We start from the raw sequence: 12,193 nt of genomic DNA on the forward strand, positions 1-12,193 counted from the left end.
CTGTGCTGTGGTGCGGGTGGGGCACGGATGTGGATGGAGGAACGGGTCGGCAAACGCATCAACCTGGAACGGGTGGACGAGGCGTTGGGCACCGGCCCGTCCAAGATCGCCACGGGGTGCCCGTTCTGCCGGGTCATGATGACCGACGGACTCACCACACGACAGAACGAACGCGTGGCGCCCGGCCACGTCGAGATCCTGGACGTCGCGCAGGTGCTGCTCCGGGCGGTGCGCCGGAGCGGTGACGGGCGGGTTCCGGCGTCCGGGTGATCCCTCGCCCGAGGACGTGACGTCCCACGAAAGGGCTAGGGTGCCCGCGTGGCGCGCGCGGAGGTCGGGGCACGAGGCCGGGGCACCGGCCGCCGGCAGATGAGCGCCCGCCGCGTCGTCGACGCGGCCGAGCGGCTCACCGCGGACCGGGGGCTCCAGGGCTGGACCATCCGCCAGCTCGCCGCGGAGCTCGACGTGTGGCCGACGGTGATCTACCACCACGTGGGCGACCGCGAGGCGGTCATGGACGCCGTCACCGAGCGGGTCGTCGGCCGCATCCCCTGCCCGGACGTCGACACGCCGTGGCGGGACTGGTTCCGGACCGTGCTCGTCGAGGGCCGCCGGGTCGCCCGGTGCTTCCCCGGCGTGGCGAACCGCCTGGTCCGCCGGGGCCCGGTCGTCGCGTCCGCGCTGCACTTCATCGACCGCGGGGTGGAGGTGCTGCGCCGCGCAGGGTTCGGCGCCGACGCCCCCGCCGTCTTCAGCCTCCTGCTGAACGGCGGGTTCTTCCTCGTGGCCTGGGAGGACGAGAACCACCGGGACCCGGCGTCCTACTTCCGGGTCATGGAGGTCCTGTGCTCCTTCCGCGGCGACCTCGCCCGACCGGGGCTGGCCGCGATGGGGGAGTACGCCCGGCACGCGCTGCCCGAGGAGCTGGCCGCCTTCCACGGCCCCTACCACGACCTGTTCGTCGAGCTCCTCCTCGACGGCGCCGCCGCCCGGCTCGCCGGCAGGGACCGTGGGTAGGACCCCCGTTCAGGGGATGGTCCGCAGCGGCCACAGCTCGCCCGTCGCGCTGTTGATCAGCGCCGCCCGCACGACCTCGGTGTGCAGCGGGAGGATGTCGTACACCGACGCCGCGACCACCGGGAGCTGCCCGAGCCGCGCGCGGGGAGCCAGCGAGCAGTGCGGGAGCCACCGGCCCGGCTCGTAGTGCTGGTGCACGAACGCGCCGGTGCCGCGCACGGCCTCCACGACCGCCTGCTGTCGTGCCACCAGGTCCTGGGGCACCGCGGGCACCAGCGAGATCCGGCCCCGGCGGAACGCGCCCATGGCGTCGAACGTGATCGCGAACGGGCCCCGGTCGGGAAGCGCCTCGACCGCGGCCCGCACCTCGTCGACGTCCCACTCCAGCAGCACCACGTAGGACATGTGCGGGTGGTGCTGGCCGTGCGTGTGGGTGCGCAGCGTCGGCACACCCCGGCTCTCCAACCGGTCCCACAGCCCCCGCAGGGCGCGCTCGGCCCGTCGGTCGAACAGCAGGCAGACCCCGAGCGCCACGCCCCGACGGTAACCGGCTTCCCGGCCGTCCTCAGCGCGACCGCTCCACCGCCCCGACGTGCCTGAGGTACTCGTGGTACCGCACCTCCAGGGCCTCCCGGTTGGGCCGGTCGCGCGGCGAGCGAGGAACCGTCAACCGCGTGTCGTGCAGGTCGCGAAGCCCGTACCGAGCCATCAGGTTGTCGCTCCGGTCCGCCCGTACCCAGGGCGCGACTTCGATCCGGAGGTCCGGGCGAATCCCGATGAGCTTCCGGTCGAACGCGGCGTGGTGGAGCTTGCAGAGAGCGATTCCGTTCGGGACGACCGGGCGGCCGTCCGGGTGCCCGTCGGGAAGGATGTGCGCGCCGTCGAGCAGGTCGGGGTAGTGGAGGCCGCAGACCGCGCAGGCGGCTCCGTAGGCCAGCAACACCCGTGCGCTGAAGACCTTCTGGTGAAGCCTGGACCTGACGAGCCGCTCCCCGTAGCGGCGTTCGTCGCTGTCGTTCTCTTCGGGGCTCTCGCCGGAGAGCGCGAGGACGACCCGTCGCTCGGCCGGTTCGTCGGCGACCACCCGGACCGGGAAATGAGGCAGGTAAAGGTCCTGGTCGACCTCCACGAACCAGACGAGCGGCGCGTTCCGCTCCAGGGCGCGGCGAATCGCCTCCTCCGCCGAAGGCTCCTCTCCGTCGTACCCGAAGCGCGCCAAGCCGTCGTCGGCTTCTGACTCGGGAACTGGGCCGCGAATCGACAGGGCCGCGTCGAGCGGGGGCGGTGCCCAGACCCTCCTGCCGTCTCCGACGAGTGGGATCCGCTGGCCCTCGAACCGGAACTCGGTGAGTTGCTTGGCGGTGACTGTCTCCTGTCCCTGGTCGGCGAGCTCCTGGAGCCATTCCATGGCGGCGGTACGCAGTCTGCGGTCGAAGTCTTCGCCGCGGTGGCGCTTTTCCGGGTGGTGAGTCCCGGTGTACTCCAGCGACGCGGCAGGGGTGCGCCCGCCGATGTCGATGACGACCCGTTCCGCGGTGTCGGGGTCGAAGTGAGTCAGGAGAGTCTTCTGCGCGGCGGCGTGGATCTCGGGGTCGCGCAGCAGGTGTTCCACGCTGTCGTGGAGCCGACCGTGGGCCTCGCGTTCGCGGAGCCACGAACCGCGCTCGGGCACGCTCGTGTCGATCGGCTCGTCCGCGCCGTCCCGAACGTCCCACAGCTCCCGCTCCAGGTGGACGAAGGGCATCGCGGCGCGGTCCGGCAGCGGCTTCACCGTCGGCTTGCCGTACCGGTCGATGAGCTCACCGACCGGTTTCTCCACGTCGGCGTAGCGCACCCAGGTGGAACCGGTTGTGGTGAACCGCCGCAACAGCCACAGCAGAAGCAGCGGCTTGTGGGGCGCCGTGTTGTTCGCCTTGCGCAGTGTCCGCAGGTGCTCGAGGAGCTGGGTCTCGTCCATGCCTCTCCGCCACAGGAATGACGTGCCGGCTCCGGGCCCTTCCGGGGGGAGTCGGCGTCCGGGTCGGGTTCTCGCCGCTGATCATGCCCTCGGGGGGTGACAGGTCCGGGGGTCAGGCCGGCGCGTTGTCGCCGCGCAGGAGGTGCCGGAGCTGGGTGAGGAGCTCGCTGCGGTTCGCGCAGCCGAGGCGGGTGCGGATGCGGGCCATGTGGTGCTCGACCGTCTTGGCGGAGATGAACAGGCGGTCGGCGACCTGCTTGTAGGTCAGGCCGGACAGCACGAGGGTGGCGACCTCGCGCTCCCGGTCGCTGAGCTGCGCCCCGTCGCCGCGCCCGGCGCCGCCCCGGTGCGGGACGGCCTGGCCGGCGACGGTCCGGGCGCCGGCGGCCCTGCCCTGGAGCATCCGCGCGCACTCCAGCAGGCCCACCATGGCCTTGCGGTCGGAGGTCCGGATCGCGGCCTGGCCGGCGAGCCGGGCCCCGTCCCAGCACAGCCCGGCGTCCCGCAGCCCGCGGGCGGCGGCCTCGGTCCTCGCCGGGTCGATCACGCCGGAGGCGACGCCCAACCAGCACTCGGCGGCGGCGGCGAGCACCGCGCAGTACCGGTTGTGGTGGCGGTTGGCCACCAACGCGGTGGCGTGCTCCTCCGCGACCGCGTGCTGGTCCGCCACCAGCGCGGCGTGCAGGCCGGCCCAGTGCAGCGGCGTCACCCACAGCGGCGGGTCGCCGAGCCGCCGGGCCAGCGCGGCGGCCTCCCGCAGGTGCGGGATGATCCGGTCCTGCTCCCGCAGCCGGGCGGCGGCCACGGCCAGCTCGCCCATGGGCAGGAACGTGAACAGGTCGACCGGGTGGCGCAGCACGGCCTCGCCGGCGTGCGACCAGGTCTCCCGCAGCGCGGGCAGGTCGCTGCCCCGTCGGGCCAGCCCCACGTCGAGCGCGACCGCGAACAACCAGTCCCGGGGTTCGAGCGCCCGGGTGTCCTTGCGGATCTGGCCCAACCGCTCCGCCGCGAGCGCGGTCTTCCCCCTGGCCATGAGGATCCACGCCTGGAGCAGCCGGTGCCGGGGGGTCATGAGGGCGCCGCCCATGCCGGCGGCGAGGGCGCGGGCGAGCACGGAGTCGGCGACGTCCAGTTCGCCGCAGTGCAGCGCGACGAGCGCCGCCAGCGCGGCCGGGCTGTCCGGCAGGGGCACCGCCCGGCCGGCCGGCTCCAACAGGGAGGAGGCCCGGACCAGGGTGGCCAGCGCGCCGGTCCAGCAGCCGGTCACCGACTCGTGGACGCCGAGCGCCATCAGCGACGCGGCCCCGGCGAGCAGGGTGGGCGGCTCGCCGGACGGGGTCTCGGCGAGCAGCGGCTCGGCCGGCCCGAGCTGGCCGGTCCCGACCAGGCCGACGGCCGCGAAGGCCGGCGCCGAGCCGGAGCCGGCCCACCGGTACAGCTCCGCGCTGCGGCCGAGCTGACCGCGGTGGGCCAGGGCGGCGGCGGCCACCCGCGCGGCGTCCGCGCGGTCCGCCGAGTCGTCCGCCCCGATCACCTGGTCCGCCAGGCGCAGCGCCGGGTCGAGGTCACCGGCCAACGCCGCCGCGCGCGCCCAGCCGGTGGCCAGCGCGGAGACCGGTCGCCCGGCCGCGGCCGCCGCCGCGAACAGCTGCGCCGACAGCGCGGGCTCGGCGGTCAGCGCCTCCCCCGCGGCGGCCTCGAACGCGGCGGCGACGCTCTCCCCGCCGATGCCGGTGCCCAGCAGCGACCGGGCCAGCGGCAGGACCGGGCCGCCCCGCGCCAACTGGAGCTCGGCCAACCGCTGGCGCACTCCCACCCGCTGCTCGGCGGGCAGCAGCGACCGGACGGCGGCGCGGCTGATCGGCAGCAGCGCGCCGTCCGCGGCCAGCAGGCCGGTCGCGCGCGCAGCGGCCATGACCTCGCCGACCTCGTCGGCCGCCCGGCCCAACAGGGCGCCCAGCAGGTCCATCCGCAGTCCGACCCCCGCCTCCAGGGCGAGCAGGAGCCGGCGCACGTCGGGGTCCAGCCGGTCCAGGTCGTGCCGGAAGCGGGCCACCGCCGCCGGGGGGACCTCGGCCGGGAGGTCCCGGTCGCCCCGGCGGCGCTGGTCGGCCAGCGCCTCGGCCACCCGCCGCACGAACCGGGGAACCCCCCCGGTCTGGGCGTGGACGTGCTCGACCAGGCCGGGCGGCGGGGTGGCGTCGAGGGACTCGGCGAGCAGCCCGGCGGTCCGCTCGTGGTCCAGCGGGCCCAGCGTCAGCGGGGGAGTGCCCAGGTCGAGCGTCTCCAGCAGGTCGGTGAGCGCCGTGGGTCTCGGCCAGGGACGGCAGGCGACGACGACGCCCTGCCGCCCGCGTTCCACGCGGCGGCGTAGGTCGCGCAGCTGCGGGTCGCTCAGGTGGTGCGCGTCGTCGACGAGCAGCACGGGGTCGTCCCCGGTGTCGGGCAGGTCCCGCCGCTGGGGCGCCACGTCGACGCCCGCGCGGCGGCACGCCTCGGCCAGCGCGCGCAGGAGCGTGGTCTTCCCGTGGCCGCCGGGGGCGACGACCGCGAGGCGCGGTGTGGGGTCGGGGACGGAGGCGAACGTGTCGAGGAGGTGTCTGGTCCGCGGGTCCAGGAGGGGCTGGGGGCGGGTCACGGGGTGAGTCAACGGCCGTCCTTGGCGGGCTGGGGCTTGCTCGACGGGGGGCGGGACGAGGGACTCGGAGCGGTGGGGGTGCCGGTGGCGGTGGAGGTGGCGGGGCCGACGGAGGCGGCGGGGCCGGCCCCCGCTCCCGGCGGGGGAGTGGCGTCGCCGGGGAAGCCGAAGGTCAGGGCCGCGCCGCCCATGAGCAGCAGGACCACGGCCGCCGCGACCACGCCGGGTTTGCCGATGCGGTCGGCGCGGACTCCGGGCACGCGCTCCAGCAGGGAGCGGCGCCGGGGCAGCTCGATCGGGATGACCGCCACCGGGGGCCGGGGAGGTGGCTCGCCGAGGTCGTCGAGCCGGTCGTCGACGGGGTGGAGGACCACCGGCGCGCTGACCGCCGGTTCGAGGACCGAGGTCCGCTCCGCGGGGGGCGCCGGGGGGGCCACCGGGGGACGTGCGGGCGGGCGGGGCCGGCCGTCCACCAGCCACCGCGCGGCGACCGCGGCGCCCCTGGCGAGGACCGTCCCGGGGTCCTGGTCGACCGCGACCCGGCACCGGAGCGCCGACCCGACCAGGCTCGCGACCCGTGGCGCCCGCGCGGCCTCGCCGGCGAGTACCGCGGCCTCGGGGGGACGGGCGTCCGCCGTGGACCGGGCGACGCGGGCCAGGGCGTCGGCGACGTGCTCCCACGCGGGGCGGGCCAGGTCCTCCACGGCCGCGCGCGACACCCGGACGTGGGTGGCCACGGTGGGCAACCGCACGGGGACCACCGCCTCGGGCGCCCCGGCCAGCGCCTCCGCCGCGTGGGCGCAGTCGGCGCGCAGTCGCCACAGCGCGTGGCGGATCCGGGGATCACCGTGGTCGAGGCCGTCCAGGTGGCGGCCCAACTCGGCGCGCACCCGGCCGAGGACCAGGTCCGCGAGGTGGTCGCCGCCCACCCCGGGGAGGCGGTCCGCCCGTCCGGCGAGGTCGAACCCGCCGTCCTCGGTCCGGCGGACCAGCGCGCAGTCCACGTCGTCGCTGTTCACGACCAGGACGGCGAGTGCGGCCGCGCCCGGGTCCCTGACGGCGTGCTGCTCGGCGACGGCGACGGGCCGGGGGACCAGGGTGACCTCGGTCAGCCCGGCCGCCCGCAACTCGCCGAGCACCACCTGGCGGCGGTGCGCCCCCCAGTCGCCGGGGTGGGTGAGGGCGACGTGTCGGGCTGGGCCGCCCTCCTGCTCCGCGACCTGGTCGGCGACCCACCGGACGAGCACCGCCGTGAGCACCTCCGCCAGGTAGGGCTCGCCCCCCACGACCATGGGCTCGGGGTCACCCACCCGACGGGGGAAACCCCGGGCGATGAGCGCGGGTTCGGCGGGGGCGCGCTCCTCGGCGTCCTCACCCACCAGGGCCGTCCCGTCGGGGGACAGGTGCAGCGCCGTGGGGACGGCCGTCGCCGCGGCGCCGAGGCGGACCGGCTGGCCGCCCCCGTCCGGCGGGCTGTCGAGGCGACAGACCGCGGCCGTGGTCCGGGCCGTGCCCACGTCGACGCCCAGGACGTAGGGCATGCGTGTCGCCTCCTCCGTCGGCGGTGCGGGGCGCCGGGCCGCCGCTCCGCTCGGCTCACCTGTTCGTATCAAGGGGGACTCCCCCGGGTGGCAGCCCCGATCCGTCACAACGGCAACCCCCGAATCCCCTAAAAGGTGACGGCCGAGGTGGGTGCACCCGGGGCCAACATCTAACCAGGAGTGATCCCCGATGTGCACAGGGTGATGGCGGGCCTAGCGTCGTCCACACCGCCCTGGCCGGCTGTCCGGCCGTGTCCTGGCTGGTCAACTGATGGTCGCCGATGGTTTTCACGGAGAGAGACTCCCGATGACGCACTCGCAGACGCTGCACGACTTCGTCCTCGACCTGCTGAGCGATCCGCAGGCGCGGGCCGCCTTCGAGCACGACCCGGAGGGCGTCCTGCGGGACGCGGGCCTGAGTGACATCCGCGCCGAGGACGTGCAGGAGGTCGTGCCGCTGGTGCTCGACTACGCCCCCGCCCGGCTCGCCGGGATGGACCCGACCGACGCGGCCGCCGCCGAGGGCTCCGCCGGCGCGATCCAGCAGCTCCAGGCCGTGACCCAGCAGTTCACGGCCACCGAGCCCGCGGTCGACCCGGCGGTCGCGACCGGTGCCGGTGCCGGTGCCGGTGCCGGCCTCGGCGTGGGCGCTGGTGCCGGGGTCGCGGGCGACTTCACCGCCTGCGGCGACGTCGATGGCTCGCTGGACGTGGTGGGCGGTGTCGGCGCCGGTCTCGGTGTGGTGGCCGGCGTCGGAGCCGGCCTCGGTCTGGGTGCCGGTGTTGGCCTGGGTGCTGGTGTTGGTGCCGGAGTCGGCGTTGGTGCCGGCGTGGGCGCGGGTGTCGGTGCCGGGGTTGGCGCCGGCGTCGGTGCCGGTGTCGGGGCTGGCGTGGGTGCTGGTGTTGGCGCTGGAGTCGGCGTTGGTGCCGGCGTGGGCACGGGTGTCGGTGCCGGGGTTGGCACTGGCGTGGGTGTCGGCGCGGGCATCGGTGCCGGCGTTGGCGTCGACGCCGGCCTCGGCCTCGGTGCCGGTGTTGGCCTGGGTGCTGGCGCGGGTCTCGGTGTGGGTGCCGGTGTCGGTGCTGGGGTTGGCGCCGGTGTCGGGGCTGGTGTGGGCATCGGTGCGGACGCCGGCGCGGGTGTTGGCGCTGGGATTGGTGTCGGGATCGGCGCTGACGCTGGTGTGGGTGCTGGAGTCGGCGTTGGTGCCGGCGTGGGCGCGGGTGTCGGTGCCGGGGTTGGCGCCGGCGTCGGTGTTGACGCTGGTGTGGGCGTCGGCGCTGGTGTCGGGGTCGGCGCGGGAGTTGGCGTCGACGCCGGTGCCGGTGTGGGTGTCGGAGCCGGCGTGGGCGCTGGAGTCGGTGTCGGGGCTGGCGTGGGTGCCGGTGTTGACGCTGGTGTGGGCGTCGGTGCCGGGGTTGGCGCTGGGGTCGGCGTGGGTGTGGGTGCTGACGCCGGCGTGGGCGCTGGGGTTGGTGCCGGTGTCGGGGCTGGCGTGGGCGCTGGTGTGGGCGCGGGCGTCGGCGTCGACGCGGGTCTCGGTGTGGGTGCCGGTGTGGGTGCGGGCGTCGGGGTCGGTGCTGGGGTTGGCGCCGGCCTCGGGGTCGACGCGGGTGTCGGTGCCGGCGTCGGCGCCGGCGTGGGTGTGGGCACCCAGCACCCCGCCACCGCCGACCTGGCCGGCGGCGCGGACACGCACTCCCACCACCAGGTCAGCGCTTCGCACACGGGGCTGGGCGACACCGTGGGCGGCCTGACCCAGCCGGTGGGCGGGCTGTCCGACGCCGTGGGCGCGGGCGACCTGGGACACCACGACCTGGGCGTCGGTCTCTGAGACCCGGGGAGTTGGCCGGACCCGTCGCCTCGACGGGTCCGGCCCTGCGCGCCGCCGACCCGCCGGCCACGACACCGGCCGCCGGGTCGGCGTCTCCGTGGCTCGCGGTGCTCGACGAGACGATCGGGGTCTGCGAGGCCCACCGCCGCCAGGACCTCGCCCACGGCCTGCGCCGCCGGCGGGCCGGGCTGCTCGCCCCCCACCTGCGGGTGGTGGTCGTCGGGATGGCCAAGCAGGGCAAGAGCCAGTTGGTGAACGCGCTGGTCAACGCGCCGGTCTGCGCCGTGGGCGACGACGTCTCCCCCTCGGCGGCCACCGTCGTCCAGCACGCCGAGACACCGTCGGCGGTCCTCGTCGCGCGTCCCGCTGCGGCCGGCGCGCCCCCGGCACGGGTGCCGGTCCCGGTCGACCAGGTCGCCAGGGAGGTTGGCGCGCGGGCCGGTCTGCTCCGCGCCGAGGTGGGCATCCCGCGCGCGCTGCTCGCGTCCGGTCTGTCCTTTGTGGACACTCCACCGCTCGGGGACCCGACCACCGAGCGCGGCGGCGCCGTCCACGCCGCGCTGGCCGACGCCGACGCCGTGGTGCTGGTCTCCGACGCGACCGGCGAGCTCACCGGGGCCGAGCTCGACCTGCTGCGCCAGGTCGCGGCGTCCTGCCCGGCCGTGCTCGTCGCCCTCACCAAGATCGACCTGGTCACGGGGTGGCGGCAGGTGCTGGAGCGGAACCGGGCGCGGCTGGCCGGGGCCGGGCTGGCGGTGCCCCAGCTCCCGGTCTCGGCGGCCCTCCGGCTGCGCGCGGCCGACGCCGGGGACCGGGCGCTCAACGGCGAGTCCGGGTTCCCCGAGCTGCTCGACCACCTGCGGCGGTCGGTGGTCGCCCGCCGCGACCAGCTCGCCAGGTGGACCGTGGCCGTGGCGACCACCGCCGCCCTGGAGCCGGTCGTCGCCAGGGTGCGGGCCGAGGTCGCGCTGCCCAGCCGGACGGGCGTCGCGGCGTCCCGCCTGGAGGAGGCGCAGCGGCAACTGGAGGAGCTGCGCCGTCGGTCGGGCCGCTGCCACCAGGTCCTCGCGGACGAGATGGCGGACCTGACCGCCGACATCGACCACGACCTGCGGGAGCGGACCCGCGGCGTGCTCCGCGAGGTGGACCGGGTCCTCGACGAGGCCGACCCGCTCGCGGTGTGGGAGATCCTGGAGGACTGGCTCGGCCGCAACCTGTCCGAGGTGGCGGAGGCCAGCTCCACCTGGCTCGTCGAGCGCTGTGAGTGGATCGCGGAGAAGGTGGCGCTGGGCTTCCCGGCCGCGGACGCGCGGGCGCCGGCGCCGCTGACCGCGCTCGGGCTGCCCGCCGACGAGGTGTCCGCGGTGGACATGCCGAAGATCGAGCGGTTCACCGCGGCGCAGAAGGCGTTCATCGGCCTGAAGGGCTCCTACGGCGGGGTGCTGATGTTCGGCCTGGTCACCAGCCTGGCCGGGCTGCCGATGATCAACCCGCTCTCGCTCGGCGCGGGCGCGGCCTTCGCCGGCAAGAGCGTGCGCGACGAGTCCAGGAACCGGCTGCAACGCCGGCAGACGGTCGCGAAGGCCGCGGTGCAGCGCCACGTCGACGACTTCTTCCTGCGGTTCGGCAAGGAGTGCCGGGACGCGGCCCGCCACGTGCACCGCGTGCTCCGGGACCACCTCACCGCCCTCACCGAGGAGCTGCAGGAGCGCATCGTCGAGGGGGTGCGCCGGACCAAGGAGGCGGCCAACGCCGAGGCCGTCGAGCGGGACCGCAGGAACCAGGAGCTGCAACGGCTCCTCGCCCTGGACCGGCGGGCCCGGGCGTTGGCCGTCGCCACCAGGGCAACCCCGTTGGAGATCACCGCGTGAGCACCGACCTCGCCACCGCCGTCCGCGCCCTCTTCGGCGGCGCCTTCTCGGTCTACCGGGACAACCCCCGCGCCGGCCGCTGGCTCCAGGACCACCTGCGCCGACTGGACGAGCCGCTGCGGATCGCCGTCGTGGGGCCGCCCGGTTCGGGGAAGTCCACAGTGGTCAGTGCCGTCACCGGGCGGGGGCTGCGCGACGCGACGCTCGTGGAGCGGTCGCTGTCCGAGGCGGCAGGGGAGGGCGGGGGCGTCGGTCTGTCCGACGTCGACGCCGCCCTCCACCTCACCCGCCACCCCGACGAGGGCGACCTGCGGCTGCTCCGGTCCACTCAGGACAGTCCGGTGGCGTCGGCCCTGCCGGCGAACGCGGTCGTGGTGCTCTCGCGCGCGGACGAGACCAACGCCGGCCGGATCGACGCCCTCACCACCGCCCGGCAGATCGCCCGCCGGCACCGGACCGACGTCCGGCTGCGCGCGGTGTGCGCGAACGTCGTCGCGCTGTCCGGGCTGCTGGCCCACGCCGGACGCACCCTGCGGGAACCGGAGTTCGCCGACCTCGCGGCGCTGGCCGCCGTGCCCAGGCCCGACCTGGAGGGCTTCCTGCTGTCCGTGGACCGGTTCGCCGGCGCGGCCGTCCCCGTCCTGGGACAGCGCGAGCGGCACGCGCTTCTCGACCGGTTCGGGCTCTTCGGGGTCCGCCTCACCGTCACCCTGATCCGGACCGGCTGCGACACGCGGACCAAGTTGTCCACGCAGCTCGTGCGGCGCAGCGGATTGGCCGAACTGCGGGAGACGGTGACGCGGTGCCTCACCGACCGGCACCACGTCCTCAAGGCGCGCTCCGCCCTGCTCGCCCTGGACCTGGTGCTCCGCAGGGAACCGCGCCCCACCGCCGGACGCCTCGCCGCCGACCTGGAGCGCCTTCTGGTCTCCACACACGACTTCCGCGAACTCCGCGCCCTGGCGGCGCTGACCTCGGGCCGCACCACCCTGCCCGGAGACCTCGCCACCGAGGCCGAGCGGTTGCTCGGCGGCCAGGGCCTCGACCCGGCCGCGAGGCTCGGAACGCCCGACGAGCTGCCCGACCGGGAACTCCACTCGGCGACGACCGACGCCCTGCTCCGGTGGCAGGTCCAGACCGAGAATCCCCTGCTGGACCAACACCAACGCGACCTCGCCCGCACTGTCGTCCGCACCTGCGAGGGACTTCTCACCCAGCTCCCCGGATAACCCGCGACTCGACGGGATCTCGCCGGTGAACTGGGAAACCAGCGCCTTCGGCAGAGCGAGCCCGGCGGTCGGGGTGGCGTGGCGTAGATTGGTCGTCACCGTCCGC

General features: G+C 75.8%; 9 protein-coding genes and 1 pseudogene. 6 read left to right on the plus strand and 4 right to left on the minus strand.

Features of this window, described 5'->3' with window-relative positions; translation table 11 throughout:
- The coding region (locus BUE43_RS31915; RefSeq protein ID WP_143174526.1) for a heterodisulfide reductase-related iron-sulfur binding cluster at positions 1-270 on the plus strand (270 nt) is incomplete at its 5' end.
- Positions 271-318: 48 nt separating this feature from the next.
- Positions 319-1,017, plus strand: coding sequence for a TetR/AcrR family transcriptional regulator (locus tag BUE43_RS31920; protein WP_200797752.1), 699 nt, complete (start codon positions 319-321; stop codon positions 1,015-1,017).
- Positions 1,018-1,026: 9 nt separating this feature from the next.
- On the opposite strand, the gene BUE43_RS31925 is transcribed toward BUE43_RS31920, so the two are convergent.
- The 4 genes from BUE43_RS31925 to BUE43_RS31940 all read right to left on the minus strand — a co-directional run bounded on the left by BUE43_RS31925 (position 1,027) and on the right by BUE43_RS31940 (position 7,153).
- Positions 1,027-1,551, minus strand: a complete 525-nt coding sequence (locus tag BUE43_RS31925) for a 2'-5' RNA ligase family protein (protein ID WP_073490090.1) — start codon at positions 1,549-1,551, stop codon at positions 1,027-1,029.
- A 31-nt stretch (positions 1,552-1,582) separates the two neighbouring features.
- Positions 1,583-2,974 carry an HNH endonuclease gene (locus BUE43_RS31930; protein ID WP_073490091.1) on the minus strand — a complete coding sequence of 464 codons (1,392 nt, stop codon included), beginning with the start codon at positions 2,972-2,974 and terminating at the stop codon, positions 1,583-1,585.
- Positions 2,975-3,086: 112 nt separating this feature from the next.
- Entirely contained in the window at positions 3,087-5,612 is a 2,526-nt protein-coding gene (locus BUE43_RS31935; RefSeq protein WP_083960394.1) for a helix-turn-helix transcriptional regulator, read from the minus strand.
- An 8-nt stretch (positions 5,613-5,620) separates the two neighbouring features.
- Positions 5,621-7,153, minus strand: a complete 1,533-nt coding sequence (locus BUE43_RS31940; protein ID WP_073490093.1) for an Hsp70 family protein — start codon at positions 7,151-7,153, stop codon at positions 5,621-5,623.
- 307 nt (positions 7,154-7,460) lie between these two features.
- Here BUE43_RS31940 and BUE43_RS35520 point away from each other — a divergent pair.
- The 4 genes and pseudogenes from BUE43_RS35520 to BUE43_RS31955 form a co-directional block, all read left to right on the plus strand.
- A pseudogene (locus BUE43_RS35520) lies at positions 7,461-7,562 on the plus strand (IniB N-terminal domain-containing protein); the annotation flags it as partial.
- A 1,236-nt stretch (positions 7,563-8,798) separates the two neighbouring features.
- Positions 8,799-8,987, plus strand: a complete 189-nt coding sequence (locus BUE43_RS33950; protein ID WP_143174527.1) for a hypothetical protein — start codon at positions 8,799-8,801, stop codon at positions 8,985-8,987.
- Positions 8,988-8,998: 11 nt separating this feature from the next.
- Positions 8,999-10,858: a dynamin family protein gene (locus BUE43_RS31950; protein WP_234996035.1), complete on the plus strand. Its 1,860-nt coding sequence runs from the start codon at positions 8,999-9,001 to the stop codon at positions 10,856-10,858.
- Positions 10,855-12,087, plus strand: coding sequence for a P-loop NTPase family protein (locus tag BUE43_RS31955; protein ID WP_073490094.1), 1,233 nt, complete (start codon positions 10,855-10,857; stop codon positions 12,085-12,087). The genes BUE43_RS31950 and BUE43_RS31955 overlap by 4 nt, the downstream gene beginning before the upstream one ends.
- Positions 12,088-12,193 lie beyond the last annotated feature (106 nt).

The sequence above is a fragment of the Streptoalloteichus hindustanus genome (genome assembly GCF_900129375.1).
In the GTDB taxonomy this organism is placed as follows: domain Bacteria; phylum Actinomycetota; class Actinomycetes; order Mycobacteriales; family Pseudonocardiaceae; genus Streptoalloteichus; species Streptoalloteichus hindustanus.